The sequence below is a fragment of the Rhodoflexus sp. genome (assembly GCF_053489755.1).
In genome coordinates this window covers 32,479-57,565 of the sequence record NZ_JBRCHD010000042.1, presented here as the reverse complement: position 1 = coordinate 57,565, position 25,087 = coordinate 32,479, and the positions used below count along the sequence as shown (strand labels likewise).

The following is a 25,087-nucleotide window of genomic DNA, read 5'->3' as shown; positions in this document are numbered from 1 at the left end:
ACATCCTGCATATCAACTACAACTGCTGTTATTGTCTTTCCCGTACTACATTTTTTCTGATTTATGAGTCTTTCAACCGTCAGTATCAGAAGACCTGTTCTGACCGTCGTTCTTAATCTGGTCATTGTCATTTTCGGTATCATTGGTTTCCGGTATCTGGGCATTCGCGAGTATCCTAACGTAGAAACTCCTGTTGTATCAGTATTTACCTCGTTTACAGGTGCGAATGCCGAAGTAATAGAATCACAAATCACCGAGCCATTGGAAGAAGCCATTAATGGCATCCCGGGGATTGCCTCTATCACATCTACAAGTAGTGATGGGCGCAGCAGTATCAACATCGAGTTCGATCTGGAAACCAACATAGACGAGGCAGCCAACGACGTGCGCGACAAAGTATCGGGAGCTATCTCACGGCTGCCTGCCGAATGCGATCCACCTGTAGTAGCCAAAGCCGATGCAAACGGCAGTTTCATTATCAGCCTCTATGCACAAAGCGACAAGCGAAGCACGATGGAGATCACTGCTATTGGCGAAAAGTTAATCAAAGAGCGTCTGCAAACCATCCCGGGCGTATCAGGCATCCGCGTTTGGGGCGAAAAAAAATATGCTATGCGCCTCATTATTGATGTGGATAAGTTGGCAGCCTATCAGGTTACGCCCTTAGAAGTACGTCAAGCATTATTGCGGGAAAATGTCGAGTTGCCCTCGGGAAGAATTGAGGGAAATACTACCGAACTAACCGTAAAAACATTTGGTCGTCTGGTAACTGAGGAAGATTTCAACAACTTAGTGATCAAGCAAATAGGCGAAAAAGTAGTAACCTTTCGCGATGTAGGTACTGCTAAACTGACTGCTGAAAATGAAAAAACACTTTTCCGCCGCGACGGGCGCTATATGGTAGGCTATGCCATAGAACCGCAGCCCGGGGCCAATCAGATTGCCATTAGCGACGAGTTTTACAAGCGCCTCGGGCAGATTCGCCGCGACCTGCCCGAAGATATTGATGTTTCTGTAGGTTTCGATGATACCAAATATATCCGCGCCTCCATCGCCGAAGTGCAAGAAAGTATTTACATTGCCTTTGCACTCGTAGCAAGCATCATCTTCCTGTTCCTGCGCGACTGGCGTACAACGATCATCCCACTAGTTGCCATTCCTGTTTCGCTCATCGGCTCGTTTTTTATTATGTATGCCGCAGGCTTTACGATCAACGTATTAACGATGCTCGGTATTGTACTGGCGATTGGTCTGGTGGTAGATGATGCGATTGTAGTTCTGGAGAATATCTACGCCAAAATAGAAGACGGCATGACCCCTATGGAAGCAGGAATCAAAGGTGCAGAAGAGATTTTCTTCGCCGTTGTCTCCACTACTATTGCGCTGGCTGCTGTATTTACGCCAGTTATCTTCCTACAGGGTATTACAGGTAAATTATTCAAAGAGTTCGGGGTAGTTATCGCAGGTTCGGTAATTATTTCCTCGTTTGTCGCCTTGACGCTGACTACAATGATGTCCTCGCGCCTGCTCAAGCGCCGCGTAAAGCACAACTGGTTCTACAACAGCACCGAGGGTATGTTTGTATGGATCAATAAACAATACGAGGCATCCTTGGCAGGTTTTATGCGAGTCAAATGGCTGGCTTTCCCTATCATTGCAGGCGCTATTGGGCTAATGGTAATCATCTTTGAAAGTCTGCCACAGGAACTTGCACCTTTGGAAGACCGCTCAAGCATCCGTATTTCTATCACAGGCCCGGAAGGTGCTTCCTTTGAATTTATGGATGCCTATATGGTTAAACTGTTGGATACACTGAAGCAAAATGTACCTGAAGCTAAGGCTATTATCGGAATTACCTCGCCACCATTTATATCGGGTGCGGCCAATTCAGGCTTTAGTCGCTTAGAATTAGTAGAACCCAAAGACCGCCAACGCAGCCAGCAAGAAATCGCCGATATGCTCAATAAAAAGCTGCGCAGCTTGAGCGAAGCCCGTGCGATTGCAACCCAGTCGCCCACGATCGGTAACCGACGAGGCGGGCAGCCTGTTCAGTTTGTTATCCAGACTTCTACACTGGAAAAACTACGCGAAATTTTGCCCGTATTCATGGCAGAAGCACAGGCAGATCCTACACTAACGACAGTAGATGTCAATTTGAAATTTACCAAGCCCGAAATCAGGCTAAGTATTGACCGAGACAAGGCTAATACTATGGGTGTCAATGTGTTAGATATCGCGCAAACGCTGCAATTAGGCTTTAGCGGTATGCGCTTCGGCTATTTTATCATGGGCGGCAAGCAGTATCAGGTAATCGGCGAAATGAGTCGCGGCGACCGCAACGACCCGCTCGATCTGCGCTCGCTATATGTGAAAAACAGAAACGGCGATCTGATCCAGTTGGACAACCTCGTTTCTCTTCGCGAAGAAAGCAGCCCTCCGTCGTTGCTGCGCTACAATCGCTTCGTATCGGCAACTATCTCAGCTACACCTGCACCGGGCAAAACAATCGGCGATGGCTTGGATGCTATGTATGCCATTGCCGACCGCGTTCTGGATGAGTCGTTTACAACTGCTCTTTCAGGACAGTCGAAGGAATTTAAAGAAAGCTCTTCAAGTCTGCTGTTTGCCTTCGGCTTAGCCTTGGTGCTGATCTACCTCGTACTGGCGGGGCAGTTTGAAAGTTTCCGCGATCCGCTCATTATCATGTTCACCGTACCGCTTGCACTTGCCGGAGCGCTGATTTCACTCTGGTATTTTAAGCAAACGCTGAATATTTTCAGCCAGATTGGTATGATTATGCTCATCGGTCTGGTAACGAAAAACGCTATCCTGATTGTAGAATTTGCCAATCAGAAGAAAGAGCAAGGGATCAACAAACTCGAAGCAGTTCAGCAAGCAGCAGCACAGCGTTTCCGCCCGATCCTAATGACGGCTCTCTCAACCATACTGGGTACGCTGCCGATTGCGCTTGCGCTGGGTGCAGGTGCAGAGAGCCGCGTTTCTATGGGTATTGCTGTAATTGGCGGTATGATGATTGCCACAGGGCTTACGCTCTACATTATCCCTGCAATTTATGCTTTCTTCTCTAAGGAAGCATCCAACATAGCTAAGAAAGAAGCTCCACAGCCTAAAACGCAAGAGCCAGAGGAATTGGCGGTTTAACGCTCGTGATACTTGTAAAAAATAAAGAGGCTGTCCAAAAAGTAACATAGACTTTAAGTCTGCGATCGTTGAAATACTTGATAATCAGACGGTTACAAACTAAAGTCTGTGCTACATTCAGCCTTTTTAGACAGCCTCATTCTTATTTGCTGAGAACTTTAAATGTGTTCCAACTCGTCGGCAACCTCGTCCATTGTGCGGTTGTTATCGGGATTTTCGTCGCGAATGGCTTCCATCTCCTGCTGCACAATGCGCAAAATGCGGGCAATGTAAGCTGCATGCCAGCGCTGACGCTCCTCCTCACTCTTAGGATCGGGGCGATAGGCTTCAATATCTGCACGAGAGAGCGTTCCCTTTGCCTCCAACAAGCGCTCAATTGTGTCTAAGCGCTCGCGAACAACAGCAAGCTCACCCGCCACAGCCATAGTGATATTCAATACGCGCTCTACTGCCGCATCATCAAAAAAATAGGGGCGCTTTCCTTTTGCCTTGCTGTTGGCAAGTATTATATCATTGATTTCCATATAGTTGCATTATTTTTTCCATGCCCCAAATACGTTCCATACTGCTGCTCTGCCATGATCTTCCGGCTCAGGGGCACGCGGTTTGGTATGATCCTCATTGTCATTAACCGCACGCACGCCAATTTGGAAGAAGTTTTCAGCTTTGAAACCTGCCTTAGTCATCAGTTCTAAGGTGTCTATGTCGTGCATTTTCGACCAGAAAGGCTCGTTGTTGTAAAAAGCGTCCCAATCGCGGATAAACTGCTCGTACAGATCCATTTCAGGCGTATATTGTGGTTGCTCGATATGCATGGTAAGTCCACCCGGTTTTAGCATCCGATGAATCTCTTTCATAATGCCGTAGATAGATTTTCCCGAAGTTTCATGGAGGAACATCGTTGTCTGAATCCAATCAAAACTCTCATCGGCAAATCCTGTAAACTGCCCATCCATCTGCATGAATTTCACATTAGTAATCCCCAATGCTTGTGCGCGGGCGTGTCCGTAGCGCAACATTGGCGCACCGACATCTATTGCCACTACTTCTGCATCAGGATAAGCCTGTGCAATCGGCAATACATTGTGTCCTAAGCCACAGCCGATATCTAGGATTCGCTTCGGCTTAAATTCGGGATGATGTGAAAGCAGCCACTGTGCAATCGCTTTGCCTCCACCGTCGTTGAAGCGCCCCAACGCTCCGCCGGTAGTTACAAACAGGCCCATGTCATAGTTAGCCGCTGCTGATACGTCGCCCTCAAAAAGCTCTGTATGATAACTGCCCGGCATCAGGTGGTTATCTACTTTGGCAATGTAAGGGGGAATGTTCAGGTTAGGATTTAGTTGCAGGGTATCTTTGCCTGCATTGAGTTTTGCTGCTTTTTCTGCCAGTTGCTTTGCCTGACGCAACACCAGCGAACGCCCTGCCTGCTGGCGCATTTCCATAGCAGCGCGGCGCAGCGCACTCCATGTCTGAAAATGTGGATCTTTCAACATAGCGTCGCGCACCTCGCGACGGCTCTCAAAATCGCGCCCCTTCTCGCGGCGAAAACGCGGACGTACGCGCTTATCAAAAGCCGCGCGATTACCGGGCGAAACCACTGTTGCCAAGTGTTTGTTCAGGTTAGACAGGAAATTAAAACGGGCAATTTCGTCGTGGCTTGCTTCTGGCGCTACTTCGTGTTTGCCAATGCGGTGCCATGCAGGCGGCACATTGATCGGTGCTTGGTTCATACTGATTCTAGCGTTTATAGTTGAACAAATAGTTAATCAAATTAATTATTGTATATAAGTGTAAGTTACGCTAAAATGTTTGGCTTCAAAAATAAACAAGGCAACTTCATCAAAGTTTTCTTGCTTCGGATCGGCGCACCCCGATTATTGCAGGCTGTAGGTGTAGCAGTACTGTCATTTACCCATCATGCAATTCATAGTGGTATTATTTCTCACCTGTGTTTCCAAATGAACTAACATGCCACAGATCTTATTCCGACTTGCAGTGCTTGGATTATTATGGACGATCAGCAACCGCCTACTCGCCCAACAGCAGTTTTTTGAGGCGGGGGATTTCTTATTGGAAAGCAACCAATGCGGGCAAATGGCAACAAATTGCAACACAAGGCGCATTATCGAACGGGTGCGGGCATTCTTACAAAGAGAGTAAAACTATCGGCCGGCTTTGCTGAAAGGAAATTTCAGTGGTTCGCGGCTCAGTTCTACCTTGCTATGTGTAAATCTGAACGACATAGAAGTTCTGTTGCCGTCGGGCGACTCAAAACTCAACTCTACATTGCAAACGAAGGGGAAAAGCATGTTTTCTACCATAGTAAAATTTCCATAAACCGCTTCCAAACGATTGGGGGCGTTTATGTCTTTCAGCGAAAGTTTTTCTACACGAGCGGTGCGACTCCCTACGTAGCCTATCATATCTAAGTTTGCCTGCTGTTTGCGCAGCATATATTGTTCTCCTGCGGCAATTGGGTTAGCTTTCTCTAAATCATAGGGCAAATTGCCGAGAAGCGTCTGCTGGATGAGTTGAAAGTTGATAGGCATATCCAGCCGTCTGCCCAGCGAGTCAAAAGTAAATCCCAGAAAATCGCTGTTGAGTTTGTCTAAGATGCGGACAGAGTCGGGCGTAATGAAAACCCGAGCAGCCTCGATACCCAGCCCGGGACGCAATGAAATCCAGATAGCGCTATCTTTTTTCATCCGAATATCTGCGTTAGTATTTACATCGCGCCCGTTGTTGCCAAATACCAGCCTGCCTTTAGCTGTCAGATACGTAAAATCAAAAGCGTTGAACTGATAAACACTCTCTTCTTTACGGGTGGACAGCGGCGGAGTTGAAGCGCCTGTATTGGTCTTAGCAGGTGGTTTCTGGCAGCCTGTCAATAAAATAACCAGCATTACGCCTGCATAGACAAAGCGCCGAGCAAAGGTGTACAGTTGCATAATCACTAAGATTTTTACTCAAACAGTTTTTTTTCTGCGATTTTGCGGTCTATCCACTGGCTGTTGGAGCCGTTCTTCTTAGCTAATTGCCAATACTTAAGCGCTTCCTCGTTTTTGCCGATTTTGTAGAGTACATCGCCGTAATGCTCTAACAATGTAGGATTGGAAGGGTTCAGGCGGACTGCTTTTTCCAAAAATGGCAACGCTGCCTGATACTCACCGCGGACATATAACACCCAGCCGTGCGTATCCAGATAAGTAGCATTATCGGGCTCCAATTTTATCAGCCGCGCTGACATTTCCTTTGCCTTGTCTAACTGTTCGCCGCGCAGAGAGAGGTAGTAGCTATAGTTATTTAGCACATAGCGATTGTTCATGTCGTACACCAGCGCCTCCTCATACGCTTTGTCCGACTTGGCATACTGCTTCTGTCCGTTGTAAGCATCGCCAAGTTGCGGATAGATATTTTGCAGCAATTCCTTATTACCCACAGAAAGCAAGCGGCTTTGCTCCAGCGATGCTACTGCATCGTCATAATTGTGGGTGGCCAGATGCGCAGTCCCGTTGTAGAACCAGAAAGTCGCATTATTCGGATAATATTCGAGTGCTTGTTCGGTATGGCGAGCAAGGTCTTTGTAGTTTTGCAACATCAGATCGGCACGTATCAGCCCTACCCACGCATGGTAATTGTCGCCGTTGAGTTTAACAGCTTTTTCGTAGTAGCTCTTGGCTTCGATAGCTTTGCCTGTCTCCAGCAGAATAGCGGCATACAGTCCCTGCATCTGCGGATGGTCGGGATAAATCTGCATTGTTTTTTCTGAAAGCGAAAGCAGAACTGTTCTGAGTTGGGGGTCGTTGGTTGCACCTGCCTGATCGTACAAATCGGACAGGACTTGGAGCCGCAGATCTATTTCCAACTGTGGAAAATCAAAGGCTTTTTCCAATGCCCGCAGTTGTGCGTCTTTTTTGCCGTTGCTCTTTGCCAGATCGGCACTTAGGAGCAAGATACGCGGCTCGTAGGGGAACAGGTGCTCAATTTCGGCAATCAGGCGGCGAGCATCCTCATTTTTACGTGCATTCATCAACAACTCGATCTGCGCAATGTACGCATCCGGATCGTCGGGCATGGCTTCCATGAGTTTTTTGCCTTCCCGCAGTGCGCCTTCGGTGTTACCCATAGCTAAGTACAACTTTTGTTTGCGCTGGATAACAGCAGGCTCTAAACCTACCTTTTTCTCCAAATCGTCGTAAATGCGAATGGCTTCTTTGAATTTGCTCTGATAGAGCAGCGCATTTGCCAAGTCGTAATAATAGCTTATCTCGTCGGACTTGAGTGCGACTAAGCGGGCGAATATCTTTTCAGCTTCGCTGTAGCGCTCTTGCTTCTCGTAAATCTCTGCCAGCGTAGAGAGATAGTTGCGATTGTCTTTGGAAAGGCTAAGTGCCTGCTGAACATAGTGAATAGCATTTTTATAGTCCTCCATGCGCTGGTAGGTACGCGCCATCTGGTAGAGAATCGCCGAGTTGTTGGGGGCTAACTTACGGCTTTCCTCGAAGATACGCAGCGCTTTCTGATAGTTTTCGGAAAGGAAGTACTGCATTGCTTCGGTGAAAAGGTATTCAGCAGTATTTTGCTCTACCTCTCTTGCCATCTCCAGCGAATCGGCAGGCGGCTGAATTGTCGGCTTGAGCGGCTTCTGCGCTGCACTTTCAAAGAACACCAACAGGCTTAATAAAACTACTAAGCCTACAGATCTCGAAAAAAGACTTTTGTTGTTCATCAGAGTTTTACTTGCGTATAATCGCCAATGCTCAAATCGTGAGCATGACTTGTGTATTTAACATGGCTGCCCAGCATAGAGTTTCCAATAATAGCGTTTTCGATCAATGTATTTTGTTGGATTAGCGAGGTGTGGATCACACTGTGTTTTACAACCGAATTGGCCCCAATAGAAACATGCGGCCCGATAACGCTATTGTGCAGTTGTACATTATCCCCTATGTAAACAGGGGGAATGATTACACTGTTGTGGTTTTTCACTGAAGCAGCTACTAAAACCTCTTGCAATTTGCCTGCCGCTTGGCGCTCTTGCAGATAATCCAGATAACGGCTGTTCGTGCTGACTGTGCTGTCTTTATTGCCGCAATCTAACCACTCGCTGATGCGTCCGGGGATAAATTTTACGCCCTTTTGCTTCATGTTTTCTAGGGCATTGGTCAGCTGATACTCGCCTTTATCCTTAATGTCGTTGTCTAAGAGGTACTGCATCTCATTGCGCAGCATATCGCCATCTTTTACATAATAAATGCCGATAATAGCAAGATCGGAGACAAAATGGGTTGGTTTTTCTACAAAATCGGTGATGAAACCTGCCTCATCGGTTTTGATTACCCCAAAGGAAGAAGGGTTTTCTACGCGTTGTACCCAGATAATGCCATCTTTGGTTTTGTCCAGCGTAAAATCTGCTTTGAAAAGCGTATCGGCAAAGGCTACTACTACGGGTCCGGAAATAGATTCTTTGGCACAAAGCAGCGCGTGAGCCGTTCCTAAGGGCTGATCTTGGTAATAAATTTTTGCCTTAGCTCCCATTCGTTCGGCAATGGCCGCCAGATCGCGCTCGACCTGCGCCCCAAAGTCGCCGATGATAAACGCAATTTCCTCAATCGGTTCATTACAAACGACTGCAATATCTTCGACGAGCCGCTGTACGATCGGCTTTCCTGCGATAGGTACTAAAGGTTTAGGGATGGTCAGTGTGTGCGGACGCATGCGAGTTCCTCTGCCCGCCATCGGAATAATAATCTTCATGTTCTGTTTTCAAGGTTAAAAGTGTTCTGCCGAATATACGAAAAGGATTATTCCTGCAAAATAATCTGCACCCATCCTCTGATTGTCGTGCGGCTTGCCTCGCGGTTTAGGCGGCGGAAAGTTACTACTGCCTCGTAGAAATAAACTCCTGCCGGCAACCTTGCACCCGAGTTGCTCACACCTCGCCAGTTGATGAAGATGTCATTATTGCTTTGGTACACAATAGCGCCCCATCGGTTGAACACGCGGAACTCTACGCTCTCCACAAATCGCGGACACACCAGCGGACGGAACGTATCGTTTCTACCATCGCCATTGGGCGTAAATACGTTGGGAAGTTCGTAAAACGGACAGTTGTCGTTGCAGACGATGTTGCTCAATCGGCTCTCGTTGCCTGCGCTGTCCAATGCAGTTACGGCATAACAGCCCGCTACGCTATTGATTTGCTCGTGGATAAAGCTCGTATCGCGGATATTGCGGCGCAAGATGCGTAGCGTATCGCCCTCAAAAGGCGCAAAGTAAAGATTGTAACCAACGATCTCTGTATCGCAAGGCGGTGTCAGGTTCGGTTGCCATGTTAATTCATTTTTGAAAACCGAATCGGCACAGGTTGTCGGATCTCGCGGATCGAAACGCGTACAATCCAGTGGCTCAAGGCTCAAAACAGGCGGACAAGGCGCTGTAGTATCGCGCAGAGCAGAACAGGCTACCTGCGACTTATTGAGTAGCGGCTCAAAGATATTGGGATTGTCGTATGTACCGCGTGTGGTAACATAGTAGCAGTATTGCTCGCGTTCTTGCAAAGGCTGATTTTGGAAAGTCCCCCGATCGGTGTAAGTAAAGCCAACTGTAGTTACGTCCACACTGTCTATCAGATCGAAAGTACCGCGTTGAGTGAGTCGCTCGCGATAGACCAAGTGGCGACGGAAACGCGCCGAATTGTTGTTCCACGGCACCTGTGCGTTCCATGTCAAGGTAATTGCCCCGGCAGCGGGTTGGGCAGTCAGCCGCACCGATGAAGCCACCGCTGTGCTGTCTATGAGCTGTCCTGCCGAAAAGAAATAGACGCGGTAGTTATACACCCGATTTTCAGTATCTAAATTCGTGTCTGTGAACGAAGTGTCGTTTTCTGCAAAGGTTTGCGGCAGGCGCACCATGTTAGTAGCTGTGCCGAAGCCTTCGGCACGCGCTACCTCATATGTCCACGGGCGGGGGAAGCGCTCAGGCGTAATACCTATAGGCTTTACCCAACGCACGAAAATCTCGCCGTTGGTTGTAGCTGTGCGCTCTACGCTAACGTTAGTAATGAGCGGCGCATTGGTTTGCACGGTAACGCAGACCTCCTGCGAAGCAATGCTTTCTCCTCCCTTAGGTTCGGGGAAAGTAGCAAAAATACGATAGCAATAGGTAATGCCCGGTTGCATACCGCGCCCGCCGTTGTTGTCTATGAAACGACCCGTTGCAGGGTCTATCCTGCCGATAAGTTCGTAGCCTGCCGACGCAGGAATACCTGTTTCACAAAATCCCGGCTGCCAGCCCGAAGGCCCAATGCGCCTGTACACCAGCATATTATTTGCATTAGGGCAAGTGTAGTTAGCCCAGTTGAGCGTAACGCTACGGGTTGCAGGATCGTAGATAGCCTGCTGCAAGTCCGGCGGTGGCCCAATCACGCGGATGCGGTAAGTCATGAATTCTGCCAACTGATTGCGGATCGGATTCGGAAAATCGCGAGCAATAAAAGTTGCAATGTAAACCTGACGGCTTACATCGTTGCAGGTTGTTTGCCAGCGGAAATTGCTTCGGGCAGTCCCTAAAGGCGAAGGTATGCTGTCTAAAGTAGCGCGATTGCTGGGTGGCAACAGATTGAACAACTGGCCTACCCCCGATATGCTTATTCTGTTACCGTCTGCATCGTTGGCTGTAATAACATCCCGAACCAAAGCACCCGCAATCACACAGGTATCTTTTTCAATATTGGTAAAGCGCGGCGGCTGGTTGACGCACTCGCGTACAATAATCTGCATATCGCGGTTTACCGAGCCAATGCGGATACCATTGCGCCATTCGTCAACAAAAAAGGCAACGTTATATTCGCCCGGCTGTAGGGGCGCGTCCCAAATTAAATCGCCGGTGATCGGATCTAAGGTAAGCGTAGCTGGCTGATTGCCTGCCTCTGTTGTTGCATTAATACCCGGAACCTGATTCAGGGGAAAATAAATATCCACATTCTGATTCAGCCCTCTTTTGGAAATAGTGAAACGATAAGACAAACTATCCCCGTCGGGGTCAAAAGCACCCGGATTATGCCTGAAACGGCGGCGCGAACAAGCTAAAAAATCTACCGGTGGGTTAGTCAGGATAGGAGAAGAATTCAGCCCCAGAAAAGGTGAGATCAAGAAGGTGGACTGGATTGCAAAGGCTGTGTTAATGGAATTCGGAATATTAACAATCCCGCCATTCCGATTGCGAATTACAACACCTACGTTAAACTCGCCGGGGCCGGCGAAGGTATAGGTCGTGCGGTAGATATTTTCAGTCGTCAGGTTGCCTAACGAGCGCGAAGAAGTACGGCGAATCAGGCGCGAGGGCGAGCCATCCCCAAAAAAGATTTCAATTTCCTCATCTGGCGGAACGCCTTCATCATCGGTGTAAATCGTTACGGTAAATTCGTAGCTGAGAGATGCGCCGGGCAGCCTGCGAGCCACCAGGTCGCCTGCGCGAATGTGTGTAGCCTGTGCTACCTGTGTCAGAGCCAGCAGCAGCCATACAAAACAAAAAAGGACTATTTGGACTATTATTTGCCTGAAAGATCTTATCATTAGTTTTTAGATTTAACACAATCCGCTACAACAAAGTTGGTGTGGGGTCAGCTGATATGATATTACTTAATTTGACCACTTGATTCCTCAGAACAAAGTCTGCCATTACAAGAGCTGCCATTGCCTCAACAATTGGCACAGCGCGAGGTACTACACAAGGGTCATGCCTGCCTTTACCTGAAATAACGACCTGTTCGCCGTTTTGGTTAATGCTTTCCTGATCCTGCATGATGGTAGCAACAGGCTTAAAGGCCACGCGAAAATAGATGTCTTCTCCGTTGCTGATACCCCCCTGTATGCCGCCTGAATGGTTGCTGCGAGTACGCACCCGCCCGTCGGGATCGGTGTAGAACGCGTCGTTGTGCTGCGAACCGAGCATCGCCACGCCATCAAAACCGCTGCCGTATTCAAAGCCTTTCACCGCATTGATGCTCAACATCGCCTTGCCCAATTCGGCATGTAACTTGTCAAAAACAGGCTCGCCCAGACCTGCCGGAGCGCCTTTGATCACACAACTGACCACGCCGCCGATGGTATCGCGGGATTTGCGCGTCCGATCAATCAGCTCAATCATCTGCTCGGCCATTGCCGCATCGGGACAGCGCACAATGTTACTTTCTATCGCATCTTCAGAAAGATCAAGTTCGCTGTGGCTCTTGTCGAGCTTGAGTGCGCCTACCTGCGACACATAGGCGTGTATGCTGATGCCTAAATGCTTCAAAAAAAGTTTGGCAACTGCTCCTGCTGCTACCCTAGCGAGGGTTTCACGCGCCGAACTACGCCCGCCGCCTCTGTAGTCGCGCGTGCCATATTTAACTTGCCAAGTATAATCGGCATGAGAAGGGCGAAACTTATCTGCAATATGGGCATAATCCTTGCTGCGCTGATCTTCATTCCAGACAGCAAGCGCAATCGGTGTGCCCTGTGTGTATCCTTCAAAAATACCGGAAAGCACTTTGACCTCGTCGCCTTCCTGCCGCTGGGTAGTAATACGAGACTGCCCAGGACGGCGGCGATCCATCTCGCGCTGCACAAAATCCAGATCGAAGGGAATGCCTGCCGGACAACCGTCTATCACCACTCCCACTGCCGTACCATGCGATTCTCCAAAAGTGCTTATGCGGAATATTTTTCCAAAACTATTGCTCATTTGCCAAATTCATTTCAAACAAAGATATAATCAAGTTTTGGCTTTGGCACATAAAAGGCTTACTTTTGCGCTGCAATTTACCATCGCAACTATTTCATTTAACTATAAAACAGCCTTTTATCATGAATAAAGCTGACATCGAAAAGCGCCTGCAAGAACTCAAAGCAAAGCAAGCAAATATCATGAGCCAGAAGAAAGCTAACCGCAATGTGGACGAGTTGAAAGCTGTTCGCCAAGAAATGAACAGCCTCAAGCAACAACTACAGGCTTAATGCAAAAAGGTCGGGTTGCAAAGTTCGACTTATTACTTTTAAGTGCCCTACAGCATCTTACTGTTTCCCACCTTTGAATTTCATCTCAAAACATATTCTTGAAATTATGTCTATTACAGCATCAGACGTAAACAAATTACGCCAAATGACAGGCGCAGGTATGATGGACTGCAAAAAAGCCCTCACTGAAGCCAATGGTGATTTTGAAGCTGCCATTGATATTCTGCGCAAAAAAGGCCAGAAAGTAGCTGCTTCACGTGCAGATCGCGAGTCTTCCGAAGGTTCTGTGTTCTTGCGCACCAGCGCAGACAGCAAAGAAGGTTTTGCCATCTCCCTGAACTGCGAAACAGACTTCGTGGCTAAAAATGAAGACTTTGTAGCTATGGGCAATAAAATAGTTGATATGGTAGCTACACACAAGCCGGCCAACATCGAGGCAATCAATGCTATGAAGATGGAAGACGGTCGCACGCTTTCTGAGCACCTGACCGACATGATGGGTAAAATCGGTGAGAAAATCGAAGTAACCCACTATGCACATGTAACAGGTGATCGCGTAGTTACTTACATCCATACAGGTGCAAAAGTAGGCGTACTCGTAGCCCTTAATTCTACCTCCGACGCTGCTGTAGCTGCCGGCAAGGACGTTGCGATGCAGATCGCTGCTATGCGTCCGCTAGCGCTGAACCGCGAAGGCATTGACCCGGCTGTTATCGCACGTGAAATTGAAATCGGCAAGGAGCAAGCTCGTGCTGAAGGCAAGCCTGAAAATATGCTGGAGAAAATTGCCATGGGCAAGCTGAACAAATTCTACAAAGAAAATACGCTGCTCGAGCAGGATTTCGTAAAAGACAACAGCAAGAGCATCAGCCAGTACTTGGACAGTGTTGAAAAAGGGCTAACAGTAACCGACTTCAAACGCATCAGTATTACCGGCTGATATTATCTGAAGAGTATTTACAACAAGGAGGCTGTCCAGAAAGGCTACATGTAGCACAGACTTTAGTCTGTAGTCGTCTGATTATCAAGTATTTCAACGATCACAGACTAAAGTCTATGTTACTTTTTAGACAGCCTCTTATTATTTTTACGAACTGTTAGAAAATATGTCCGAAGCCAAAAAACACCTGACCTCCTTCGCGGCTTTGGGCATAGTCTAAGCGCAGAACGGTAGATTGATTCCAGTTTACCCTGCCGCCGATGCCCGGCGAGCCTTTCCAGTATTGAAAGTTAAAGTCGCGGGGGCTGTCCCATGCGCTGCCGAAGTCGTAGAACGGTGTTATGCCCAAAGCGAAATGCTGGCGGAACAGGTGGAAGTCGTAGAGCCGTGCCCGCATTTCCAGATTCACAAGCGCCATTGTTGGTGCCATGAATCGTGCTTCGCGATAGCCCCGCAGCGAACGCGCACCACCCATCACAAGGATGCCGCCCGCCTCTGCCTGACTGGACAAATCCCACATTTCAATAAAGTTGATTTTGCTGCCGAAGATATGTCCAAAGGCAGCCAGACCTGCAAAAGTCAGGCGACTTTTGCCATCGCGCCAACGCCCCAGCGTATGGAACACCTGGCCCTGCGCCATGAACTTGTTGAAGTTAAAATACGAACCCAGCCAAGGAGCAGAATACTCGTGCGAATATTCCAGGAATACGCCGCGTGAGGCATCCGGCTCAAAGTCGCGGGTGTCGTAGATAATCGCGCCTGCCAGCATACTGGTAAATAATGAACGCTCGTCGCCCGTAAAGCCCGCCAGATTGAAGCGATCCCAAGTGCCGTCTGCAATTTGTTTATCAACCAGCGTGATATTGTTAATAGCCTTTACTTTCTCGCCCGAACTGTTTACAGCTACTTCTGCAACACGCCCTTTGAAGGATGAAAATGAGGTAAACAAGGCTTCGTAGCCAAACATCAGGCGCAGTTTTCCGCCCATGAGTACGCGCTCGCCCAGCAGGTTGTAGAGTTGTTCGCGCTGCTCTATGTGGTGGTAATGGTGGTCGTTGTAGTAGCGACCGTCTGCACCGCGCTCGGCGATGCTAAGGTTGCGCTCGTAGTCATTGATGTTGTGAAAGTCGCGCTCCTGCCCTGTCTGCTTGTCGCGGAAACGAAGCGGGCGCTTCATAAACTCTCTGCCTATCCCCCAATACTGTGCGTGCGGGTCTTCCCAGAATACGACATCGGCACGCAAACGCCATTGCGAATTAAAAATATACGGCGCATCGTAGTTCAGCGCATAGCGAATGCGTCCGTTTTGGAAAATAAAAAACTCGGCGGTCAGGTTGTGGCGATAGGGCGTATAAGGAAAAAAGGGGTCAGCTTTGGTCTTATTGGCGAAGAAATTCACCGTTCCGCCAATGCCGAAGCCGCGAATCGGGTCAAACTCAAAGCGCGGTACACCTGTAATGAACGAACCTTCCTTTTTATCGGCAAGCTCCAACTCGTCCATGCGCTTTACGGGGTCTATGTAGAAAGGCAACTCTTGTTGCTTTTGGACAGTATCAACCTCCTGAGCAAAAGCACTCGTACTGCAGATCAGTACCCAAAGGGTAAAGACAAACTTTTTCATTGTTGATGAATGATTAAACGGTTAAACGTAAAAGGGTTAAAGTGCGAAGAACAATGAAGCCATGCCGAAATAAATCAGCAGCCCGGTAATGTCTACTACCGTAGTAATGGCAGGACTTGCAGCTACTGCGGGGTCTCCGCCCAATCGCTTCACTAATATTGGCAGCCCTGCACCGATAATAGTTGCCGTAATTACCTGCAAGGACAAGGCAATAGAGATCATAAAAGCAATAACAGGCAGCGAATACGCAGCAGGGATTTCAGTTTCCCAACTCAGAAACAAGACTTTCCCGTATGCCAACGCGCCTAAGCAGATAGCCAAAAGCAAAGCAATGCGGGCTTCTTTCCAAAGGATCATCAACCAGTTGCGCACAGTAACCTGACCTAAAGCCAAAGCTCTTACTACTACGGTAGCCGCCTGACTGCCTGCATTGCCGCCCGTATCGGCAACCATTGGCATATATAAGGCAAGAATGAGCAATTTTTCCAACGCGTTTTCGTAGCTGTGAATAATCATACCCGAAATAATACCTACGGCAGCCAGCGAAACAATCCATACAACGCGTCTGCGAAAGTGCTCCCATGTACTTGTTTTCATGTAATCAAACGCTTCATTGGTCTGAATAATACCCATGAAACGTTCCATGTCCTCAGTATGCTCGGCGCGAATGACATCCATTGCCTCATCGTGGGTAACAATGCCAACCAACTGATTCTGCTGGTTGAGAACGGGCAATGCTACCAGGTCGTAGCGCTCTATCTTTTTGGCTACCTCTTCGCGGTCTTCGTCCACATAGGCAAAGGCAAATTTGCGGTGCATCGCCTCGCTGACCAACACATCTGACTCGTTCATAATCAGGTCTTTAAGGGTAATAAAGCCCTGCATTTCCTGATTGTCATTAACTACATACACATAATAGATCGTGCGCTTGGAAGGCGCATCCATGCGTATTTTGGTAATTGCCTCTGAACAGGACATTGTTGCCTGAACCGTAGCAAAGTCGGTGCTCATAATACCGCCTGCGGTTTCGGGCGGATAATTACTGAGCTGGATAACGTCTTCACGTACTTTTTTGGAAAGAAAAGGCAATAACTCAGCCTGCTCGCGCTGCGAAAGATGCTGAAAAAGATCGGCGCGACTGTCGGAAGGCATTTGCTCAAATATGAGAGCAAAGCGTTTACGGCTCACCGATTGAAAAAGTTCCAATTGCCGCAAAATTGGGAACTCTGCTACAATTAGCCCCTGTTGGGCAGTAGTGAAGTGGTCTAACTGCGGCAAAAGCTCGATAGCTTCCATACCGACCAACTGTTCGGCAACCTCAACAACAGGCATATTTTTCAATATTTCTACCGGGGGTATATTTTTTACGATTGTCTGCATGGCTTAAAAGTCGTTTTGTTGTCCGACGATTTCCCAGCGTACTTCTGTTACGCCATATTCCAGCGTAAGCAATCCCGCCAGTTTTTCTATCTCGTGATCGTGCTTTGCGTTGGCGTATATTTCTGCCTCTACATAAGTATAGGCAGGACTGCCGTTGTCGGTGCTTTTCAGCGCACGAAGTTGCAAGTGCGGGTCTTTTTTGAGTACATCTAATATCAGCACGCGCAAGTGATTTTCTACCTGCTCTTTGCAGCGCAACTTGATGACATAGAAAAAAGAGCCATTTTCTTCTTTCTTGAAGGAAAAATTATTGAGTTGCAAACCTAAGGGGCGCAGCAGCAGGTGGGTAAGCATCACCGCAACGGCAACAACAGTAGCCTCTGCATGAAATCCTACACCTGCCAGTGCGCCTACTGCCGCAGAGCACCAGATAGTAGCGGCGGTATTCAGTCCCTGAATATTTACACCATCTTTCAGGATGACTCCACCTCCCAAAAAGCCGATACCTGTAACAATTTGTCCGATAATCCGGGTAGCATCGCCCCTATAAACGCCGTCATCTCCTACCGACGCTGTAAGCGCAAAGGATATAAGCGTGAAAGCCGCCGAACCCAGCGAAACCAGCGTATTGGTGCGCAAACCTGCGCTTTTCTGCCGCCATTGGCGCTCTATGCCAATCATTGCGCCAAGCCCGAAGGCAAGCGCTAATCGTAAAGTAAAATCTAAGAGGGTCATGGCTTTGCACTGGTTTTCAAGGCTTTTAATGGCACAAAATTACCCGCCCCTCATCAGAGCAGCCGTTAGAGGACTTTTAGAAAAACATTAGAAAATTATTAGAAAGCGCGTGCCTTTGCCCGGCTCGGAGCTAACCTCAATCGTGCCTTTGTGCAGTTGAATGATTTTGTGGGTCAGAGAAAGTCCGATGCCGTTGCCCGCTGCAAAGCGAGCATTTGCACCGCGATAGAAGGGTTCAAAAATATGCGGCAGGTCGTCGGCTGCAATGCCTATGCCTTCATCAGCAATGGTGATTTCTATGCCTTTTGATGAAAAATCCAACACGACTATGCAGCTTTTTTGTGCGGAAAATTTACAACCATTTTCCATCAGGTTCATAAAAGCGACTTTGAGCAAGTACTCGTTGCCGTTGCGCGTGATTTGTTCTTCAGTTTCAGGTTCGCCTGCAAAGCAAATATCTATGCGATAATCCGGATAGGCTTGCAGGAGTTGCTGCCGCGCATCAAATAGCAGCTCGTCTATGCGCAACTGTCGGAAGGTAATTTGCGCGGGGTCGTAGCCTGCACGGGCAAGATCTAAAAGGCTGCTTGTAAGTCGCGCCATTTTCTGCGCATCACCCTGTATGCGATTAATTATACTGCGGTATTCTTCGGCGCTGCGTTCGCGGCTTTGGGCGAGTTCCAGTTCGGCAACAATCGCCGCCAGCGGTGTGCGCAACTCGTGCGAAATGTTGGACACGAAGTTTTTTTGTGCTTCAAACGAATGTTCCAAACGTTCCAACATGTCGTTGAAAGTAGCTGCAAGTTCGGTGAGTTCGTCGCGGTTGCTGTTGATGGGAAGGCGCAGGTGCAAATTGGTAGCAGAAATGAGCCGTGCTTGTTCAGTCATAGTGGCAATCGGTTGCAGCACGCGGCGGGCAAAGTACAGCCCTGCTCCATAGATAAGCGCCATCGCCGCCACAAAAACCAGCGCGATGGTTCGTCGCAAATTATCCAATTTGGCATAGCCATATTGATCATATGCCGCAGCAGTCAGCAGGTAGGTGATGCCTTCGTGCTCGTAGGCCAGCCCGACTACCTGCCATTCTTTTTGGTAAAACTGAATGACAGCCTTATGCAGAATTTGCGCCAGCATTTGCGGATTTTCTTTGACAAAATCAATTTCTACTGCATCGTGGTAGAGTAGGCGAAAGCCGCTATCATAGATAGCAACTTCTACTTCATTGAGAATCTGCCGATTGTTGCGGTAGATATTCTGCAAAGTAGCGGTATCTACTTTGGCATCCAGAAACAGATTTGCTTTCGTAATTGCCTCTTTTTGGAGCAAGGTGTAAAATTCTTTTTCGCGGTTGCTACGTGCTGAGAAGTAAATTACTGCCGCAAAAATCAGCAAAATAGCTGCTGATAGTGCGGTAAACAGCAGCGCCAAACGCAAACGAATTTTCATCAGTTTTCTGGCTTCATCAATACAAAACCCATTCCCGGGCGCGTGTGGATGAGTTTAGGTTCAAAATCCTTATCCACTTTTTTGCGCAAATAGTTGATGTAAACGTCAATAAAATTAGTACCCGTGTCAAAATGCGTGTCCCACACTTTCTCGGCAATTTCGCTGCGAGAAAGTACACGCCCGGCATGTTGCAGCATATAGGACAGCAGTTTGAACTCTTTGGGAGTCAGGTTGATAGCCGCTCCGCCGCGCTCGGCAGTTTTTGTATGGGTATTCAATATCAGATCGGCATATTGCAAAATGCCGCCACTGTTGGCAGAAGCGCTCGCAGTTTGACTCCGTTTGAGCAGCGCCCGAATGCGCACCAGCAGTTCGCGCATTTCAAAAGGTTTGACCAAATAATCATCCGCTCCGGCATCAAATCCTTCTACCTTGTCGTCGGTCGTTCCCAGCGCGGTAAGCATGATAATCGGCAGGGCGGGCTTGCTGCGCCGCAACTCTTTGCAAAGTTCCAGCCCGTCCATTTTGGGCAACGCTACGTCGGTAATCACTAAGGCATAGTCGTTTTGGAGCGCTAACTTTTTACCCAAAAGCCCATCATAGGCGGATTCGGTTGTAAATCCGTTTTCTGCCAGCCCGCGCCGAATCAGTTCGGATACACGCTCGTCATCTTCTATGACCAAAATTTTCATATGCTACTCGGGTTCGTTCAATTTGCGCATCAGCTCAGCTATCAGGCGGTCTTTTTCTTCGTTGATTCTTCGCTGCTCTGCTAATTCCTGTTCCTGTTTAGCTAATTTTTGCTCTAATGCCTGCTTTGCTTCTTCAAACATAGCATAAACTGTTCGCCACGCTTCCTGTTCTATAGCTATCTGTTGGCGCTCTTTGGGATCGGTGCCGACATAGTGCAAAATATCGGTCATCTCTTTGACCTCTTCCAAATCGGGTTGGTAGGTGTAATTCTTCGTGATCTCGTTTTCATCAACAAAATTCCTTTGCTCAAAAATGCTCAGCAACTTGTCTAAGCGCGTCTGGTAGCGGTCGGTGATGCGCCCTACCTGCACCACATAGCTGTCATGGGTCAGCTTTTCTATGAACTCGCTCTTTTGCTCTAACTCTGTGTGCGTTACAAGGTCAATGTACTGACGCGCTACCTTGATACAAGGACTGTGGATCTCAGGCAGCGTAAAACCCAAAATGTAAATCGTTACAATCGGCAAGACAAATTCACGACCATTGACTTTATCTGCTTTCTTGTATTGTTCGGACAAATAATTGCGAAAGCGCATCAAGTCAATCGCGTTTCGCGCCTTCTGAATTTCTATCAACACCTTTTTGTATTCGCCCGATTCGGTGCGGATCGTAGCAATAAAATCTAAACGGAAGACTGCCAAACCTGTCAGCACACTGGTATAAGTGAATTCCTGCGGTTTGACCTCCACGCTTTCAATGGTTTCTTCCAACAGCGTCCCGATGAAAAACTTCGCTACTTTCTCGTTTTCCATCAGCCGCTTGAAAACTACGTCGTATATAGGATTGGCTATGAGCATAGGATTAGGTAGTTGGTGAAATTGTCTATAAAACTCCCACAAAAATCACACCCTGAACCGCTGCAAGGCATCGGCAATGTCGCGGGTGTTGCTCAGGCGCGGCACTTTGTTCTGTCCACCCAACTTGCCCAGCGATTTCATGTAGCCGATAAACGCGCTTTCTTCCAGCGATGTAACGACCAATCGCCGCAGGATGTTGCCCGTAATCAGGTCGTCGTAGTAGGCGTTGAGTTGGCGCAGGCGGTCGTCTAAGTCCTGCGCAAACTGTTCGGGATTTTGCGGCGCTTTGGCAAAGGCAATCAGCCACTCGTGGTAGGGCAGCCCTCCACTAGGAGGATTGACCTGCGGCGCAACGGTAAACTCTGTTACAGCCGTTTCAGGATGCTTTTGCAGGGCATATTGCATCGCTTTTTCCACTTCTTCGCCGATGACGTGTTCGCCAAAAGCGGAAATAAAATGCTTAATGCGCCCCGAAACCACCACCCGATACGGATTTTTGCTGACAAATTTGACCGTATCGCCGATGGAATAACCCCACAGCCCTGCATTGGTGTTCATAATCAGCGCGTAGTTGACTCCCAATTCTACCTCTCCGATGTGCAAACGGCGCGGATTGGGCTTGAAATAATCTTCGGCAGGAATGAACTCGTAGAAAATACCATGATTGAGCAGCAGCAACAGCCCCGGCTCGGTTTGGGTATCCTGATAGGCGATGAAACCTTCTGAGGCAGGATAAGTCTCTACGCTGGCAATTTTTTTACCGATAGACTTAAACAATTTCGTGCGGTATGGCTCAAAATTGACTCCGCCGTAAACAAAAACCGAAAAGTTGGGAAAAACCTCGCTAATCGTCTTGCCTGTTCGCGCCTGAATGCGGTCAAAATACATCTGCACCCAAGGCGGAATTCCTGAAATCAGCGACATATCGGCTTTGAGCGTTTCAGCAATGATTTGGTCTAATTTCTCCTCCCAGTCTTCTATGCAGTTGGTTTTGTAGGAGGGCATTTGGTTGCTGCGCAGCCATGCCGGAACGTGGTGATTCACAATGCCAGACAGTCGCCCCGTAAGGATGCCTGCCTTCGTATCCAGTTTAGGACTTCCCGAAAGAAATATCAGCTTGCGGTCTAAAAAATCAAAATTACCCGTCTCATAAGCATAGCACATCAATGCATCGCGGGCGCTATTGACATGGTACGGTGTTGATTCGCGAGACATCGGAATATATTTTGTACCCGATGTCGTCCCCGAAGTTTTGGCAAAGTAAGCGGGTTTGCCCGGCCAAAGAACATCACTCCAGCCTTCCATAATGCGCTCAATGTAGGGTTTCAAACCCTCGTAGTCGCGGATAGGCACGCGCTTTTTGAAGTCTTCATAGGTGCGCACCTGCTCAAATTCGTGGTCAGCACCAAACTGCGTGCGTCTGGCTGCTTTGACCAAGGATTTTAAAACCGCCATTTGCGTTTCGACAGGACGAGCCGCCCACTGCCGCTGACGCGCGACGATATAAGCAGCAAAAGGTTTGGCAAGTACAGAGCGAATCATGCACAAAAATACGGCTAATCCCGATTGGTTTTGACAATATTCGCAGCATCAATAATCGTAATAGCTAAATACTGTGAAGATTCGGCAAGTTGGCAATTCAAAGACAGGCAAACTATTGGCAAAGAGAGTACAGCTAATACTAAATCAATCATCTATCATGCAGTTTTTATTCCGTAGAGATTGCATGTTGGCAGCATTAATCAACCCCGCCCCCTTTTGCTGAGGCTGTCTAAAAAGGCTGAATATAGCACAGACTTCAGTTCGTAGCTATTTGATAATCAAGCGATTAGTAAATCACAGACTAAAGTCCGTATTACTTTTTGGACAGCTACGTGTGCAATAGAGCAAGCTACTGATGCCTTTTAGCATCAGCGGGAGTTGTAGGGAATCTTTCACAGAACATAAGACACCTAACCCACCTTCTCAAATATCTGCACGGTACGCTGCGTGTTATAGATAGAAATAAACTGATCTGCGTCAGTGAAAAACTCGGTTGTAAGATCTATGCGCTCGTGTCCGCCAAACTCATGCTCGTCCGAAGTGAGTATGATGCGGTACTTGCCGTGCTGTGGCACCCAGAATTTATAATCGGGCACAGAAGCTGTTGGGTGGAAGTTGAAAACGAAAATCAGCCCGCCTTTTTCAAAGCAAATTGTCTGATTGGTTTGGTCTTGGTTGAGCAGGAGCGTCTGCAAACCCGGTTGAAGCAGGTTGAAACGCTTAACCAGTGCAATCATTGCACGGTCAAAGGCAAGCAGGTAGGAGTAGCGCAACAGCTCATTATCAGCAAGACTCCACTGCCTACGGGCGTATTTGTAGCTCCAATTGTTGCCCTCACGTGGAAAATCAATCCATTCGGGATGTCCGAACTCGTTGCCCATGAAATTCAGGTAGCCCTCGCCGCCCAGCGCAATGGTAAACATCCGAATCATCTTGTGCAGGGCGATGCCTCTGTCCACCGCCAAATTAGGGATGTTTCGCGCCATGCTGAAATACATTTCCTTGTCCATCAGGCGGAAAGCGATGGTTTTGTCTCCTACCAGCGCCTGATCGTGCGACTCGCAATAGGCAATCGTGCGCTCGTCTTTGCGGCGGTTGAGCATGGTGTAATACATCTGCACCACGTCCCACTGCTCGTCGGTTTGGTCTTTGATCAGTTTAATCCAATAGTCGGGGATGCCCATGCCCAGCCGATAGTCAAAGCCGATACCGCCGCCCTGAATCGGGAAGCCCAGTCCGGGCATTCCGCTCACGTCTTCGGCGATGGTGATTGCCCAAGGTTTAATGGTGTGGGTCAGGTAGTTAGCCAATTGGAGATAGGTAACAGCATCTTTATCCACCGCTTCGGTGAAGTAATCAGCATAGCTGTTGAAAGCCACATGTCCATGGTGCAGGTAGAGCATGGAAGTTACGCCATCAAATCGGAAGCCATCAAAATCAAATTCTTCCAACCAGTAGCGCACGTTGGAAAGCAGGAATTGCAGCACTTCCCACTTGCCATAGTTGAACAGTTTGGAGTCCCAGTCAGGGTGTTCGCCGCGCCCACCCGCATGGAAATATTGGTACTCTGTGCCGTCCCAAAGGTTCAGCCCTTCCAAAATGTTCTTCACCGCGTGCGAGTGCACCAAATCCATGATGACGAGCAAACCCGCATCATGCGCCTTTGCTACAAGATATTTTAGGTCTTCGGGCGTTCCGAAACGCGATGAAGGTGCAAAAAAGTTAGACACATGGTAGCCAAATGAACCGTAGTAAGGGTGTTCGGCTACCGCCATCAGTTGAATCGCATTATAGCCTGCATGGCTGATACGCGGCAAAATAAAGTCAGCAAATTCACGGTAAGTACCTATTCCTTCGCGCTCTTGGGCCATGCCTGTATGTGCTTCATAAATCAGTAAAGGAATATTGCCTGCCTTAATGGCTGTCGCCAATTCCTCTACCGATGCCTTTGGTTGGGCTATGCGTTCGGCAGCAACTTCTTCAACAGGAGGATGCCATACCTGCGCGGCAAAATCTTTCGTTACCTCATCCTGCACCACACGGCGAACATAAGCGGGAATACGCTCTACCTCGCCAATGGCAGATCTTACCAACACTTTGAATAAACTGCCGTGCGTCCATCTACCAGCATATGTTTGATCATCTAGCAAAATTTCCCAAATGCCGTTTTCGCCTTTTTTGAGCGGGTGCGAAGTGCGATTCCAGTCGTTAAAATCGCCAATCAGGAAAATCGACTCGGCGGCAGGCGCCCACTCGCGATAGTACCAGCCTTTAGCTTCCGCGTCGTAGTTAATGCCAAGTTTCTGATGCGCTCCCGCAAAATCGTACAGACTGCCGTATGCCTCCTCCAGTTGAAAAAGCAATTCATGGAAGCGCATAAAACGCGCCGCAAGTTGGTGGTTAAATGGTTCCAGCCACGAATCTTGCTGAACAATCGGTAAATATTTGCGGATGTTTGACTTCATAATAGAAACTACCGTTGAACTTCGGCATCCAACATACGAAAAAAGAATGATTAACTGTATGCCACAATTGTAAGACTCCCCAAAAGTAGTACGTTTCACAAGCAGTCAAAAAAGTAGCACCTTTTAAAACGCGATCTGATAAAAAAGAGCAAATTTTTCCCTGCACAGATTGCCGCAATTCTCAAGGAATTCGACGGCGGCAAAACAGCATTAAAATCAACCCTGCCCTTTTTTCTGCTCCGTGT

Annotated in this window: 19 protein-coding genes; 4 read left to right on the top strand and 15 right to left on the bottom strand. The window is 48.1% G+C overall.

What is annotated here, in order from left to right; translation table 11 throughout:
• Positions 1-63: 63 nt before the first annotated feature.
• Complete coding sequence (locus tag ACWIP2_RS09535) at positions 64-3,162, top strand: efflux RND transporter permease subunit (RefSeq protein WP_448519697.1); 3,099 nt, start codon at positions 64-66, stop codon at positions 3,160-3,162.
• A 158-nt stretch (positions 3,163-3,320) separates the two neighbouring features.
• Here the strand turns inward: ACWIP2_RS09535 and ACWIP2_RS09530 are convergent, their stop codons facing one another.
• Together ACWIP2_RS09530 and ACWIP2_RS09525 are read right to left on the bottom strand one after the other, a co-directional pair.
• A complete protein-coding gene (locus tag ACWIP2_RS09530; RefSeq protein ID WP_448519696.1) occupies positions 3,321-3,686 on the bottom strand; it encodes a hypothetical protein in 366 nt (121 codons plus the stop codon).
• 9 nt (positions 3,687-3,695) lie between these two features.
• Positions 3,696-4,895 carry a class I SAM-dependent methyltransferase gene (locus tag ACWIP2_RS09525; protein ID WP_448519695.1) on the bottom strand — a complete coding sequence of 400 codons (1,200 nt, stop codon included), beginning with the start codon at positions 4,893-4,895 and terminating at the stop codon, positions 3,696-3,698.
• Positions 4,896-5,133: 238 nt separating this feature from the next.
• Between ACWIP2_RS09525 and ACWIP2_RS09520 the strand changes: the two genes are divergently transcribed.
• A complete protein-coding gene (locus tag ACWIP2_RS09520; RefSeq protein ID WP_448519694.1) occupies positions 5,134-5,325 on the top strand; it encodes a hypothetical protein in 192 nt (63 codons plus the stop codon).
• A 2-nt stretch (positions 5,326-5,327) separates the two neighbouring features.
• Here ACWIP2_RS09520 and ACWIP2_RS09515 read toward each other — a convergent pair whose 3' ends face one another.
• Genes ACWIP2_RS09515 through aroC form a run of 5 tightly spaced genes read right to left on the bottom strand, consistent with a single transcriptional unit; the run spans position 5,328 to position 12,891 of the window.
• Positions 5,328-6,113, bottom strand: coding sequence for a DUF4292 domain-containing protein (locus tag ACWIP2_RS09515; protein WP_448519693.1), 786 nt, complete (start codon positions 6,111-6,113; stop codon positions 5,328-5,330).
• A 14-nt stretch (positions 6,114-6,127) separates the two neighbouring features.
• Positions 6,128-7,894: a tetratricopeptide repeat protein gene (locus ACWIP2_RS09510; protein ID WP_448519692.1), complete on the bottom strand. Its 1,767-nt coding sequence runs from the start codon at positions 7,892-7,894 to the stop codon at positions 6,128-6,130.
• Positions 7,894-8,922, bottom strand: a complete 1,029-nt coding sequence (locus ACWIP2_RS09505) for a sugar phosphate nucleotidyltransferase (RefSeq protein ID WP_448519691.1) — start codon at positions 8,920-8,922, stop codon at positions 7,894-7,896. Before ACWIP2_RS09505 ends, ACWIP2_RS09510 begins: the two co-directional genes overlap by 1 nt.
• Before the next feature lie 47 nt (positions 8,923-8,969).
• Positions 8,970-11,741: a T9SS type B sorting domain-containing protein gene (locus ACWIP2_RS09500; RefSeq protein WP_448519690.1), complete on the bottom strand. Its 2,772-nt coding sequence runs from the start codon at positions 11,739-11,741 to the stop codon at positions 8,970-8,972.
• A 25-nt stretch (positions 11,742-11,766) separates the two neighbouring features.
• Positions 11,767-12,891: a chorismate synthase gene (gene aroC / locus ACWIP2_RS09495; RefSeq protein ID WP_448519689.1), complete on the bottom strand. Its 1,125-nt coding sequence runs from the start codon at positions 12,889-12,891 to the stop codon at positions 11,767-11,769.
• Between the two features lie 122 nt (positions 12,892-13,013).
• Here aroC and ACWIP2_RS09490 point away from each other — a divergent pair, with 122 nt between their 5' ends.
• Positions 13,014-13,163: a hypothetical protein gene (locus tag ACWIP2_RS09490; protein WP_448519688.1), complete on the top strand. Its 150-nt coding sequence runs from the start codon at positions 13,014-13,016 to the stop codon at positions 13,161-13,163.
• Positions 13,164-13,269: 106 nt separating this feature from the next.
• Positions 13,270-14,103, top strand: coding sequence for a translation elongation factor Ts (tsf, locus tag ACWIP2_RS09485; protein WP_448519687.1), 834 nt, complete (start codon positions 13,270-13,272; stop codon positions 14,101-14,103).
• 157 nt (positions 14,104-14,260) lie between these two features.
• Here tsf and omp85 read toward each other — a convergent pair whose 3' ends face one another.
• The 8 genes from omp85 to ACWIP2_RS09445 form a co-directional block, all read right to left on the bottom strand.
• Positions 14,261-15,724 carry an Omp85 family outer membrane protein gene (gene omp85 / locus ACWIP2_RS09480; RefSeq protein WP_448519686.1) on the bottom strand — a complete coding sequence of 488 codons (1,464 nt, stop codon included), beginning with the start codon at positions 15,722-15,724 and terminating at the stop codon, positions 14,261-14,263.
• Between the two features lie 36 nt (positions 15,725-15,760).
• Entirely contained in the window at positions 15,761-17,104 is a 1,344-nt protein-coding gene (gene mgtE / locus ACWIP2_RS09475; RefSeq protein ID WP_448519685.1) for a magnesium transporter, read from the bottom strand.
• A 3-nt stretch (positions 17,105-17,107) separates the two neighbouring features.
• Complete coding sequence (locus ACWIP2_RS09470; protein WP_448519684.1) at positions 17,108-17,839, bottom strand: MgtC/SapB family protein; 732 nt, start codon at positions 17,837-17,839, stop codon at positions 17,108-17,110.
• 87 nt (positions 17,840-17,926) lie between these two features.
• Positions 17,927-19,285: a sensor histidine kinase gene (locus ACWIP2_RS09465; RefSeq protein ID WP_448519683.1), complete on the bottom strand. Its 1,359-nt coding sequence runs from the start codon at positions 19,283-19,285 to the stop codon at positions 17,927-17,929.
• Positions 19,285-19,977 (bottom strand): response regulator transcription factor, encoded by a 693-nt coding sequence (locus ACWIP2_RS09460; protein ID WP_448519682.1) that lies wholly within the window; start codon positions 19,975-19,977, stop codon positions 19,285-19,287. Before ACWIP2_RS09460 ends, ACWIP2_RS09465 begins: the two co-directional genes overlap by 1 nt.
• A 3-nt stretch (positions 19,978-19,980) precedes the next feature.
• Entirely contained in the window at positions 19,981-20,835 is an 855-nt protein-coding gene (locus tag ACWIP2_RS09455; RefSeq protein ID WP_448519681.1) for a hypothetical protein, read from the bottom strand.
• Between the two features lie 45 nt (positions 20,836-20,880).
• A complete protein-coding gene (locus ACWIP2_RS09450; protein ID WP_448519680.1) occupies positions 20,881-22,377 on the bottom strand; it encodes a GH3 auxin-responsive promoter family protein in 1,497 nt (498 codons plus the stop codon).
• Positions 22,378-22,787: 410 nt separating this feature from the next.
• Complete coding sequence (locus ACWIP2_RS09445; protein ID WP_448519679.1) at positions 22,788-24,842, bottom strand: alpha amylase C-terminal domain-containing protein; 2,055 nt, start codon at positions 24,840-24,842, stop codon at positions 22,788-22,790.
• Positions 24,843-25,087: the final 245 nt, after the last annotated feature.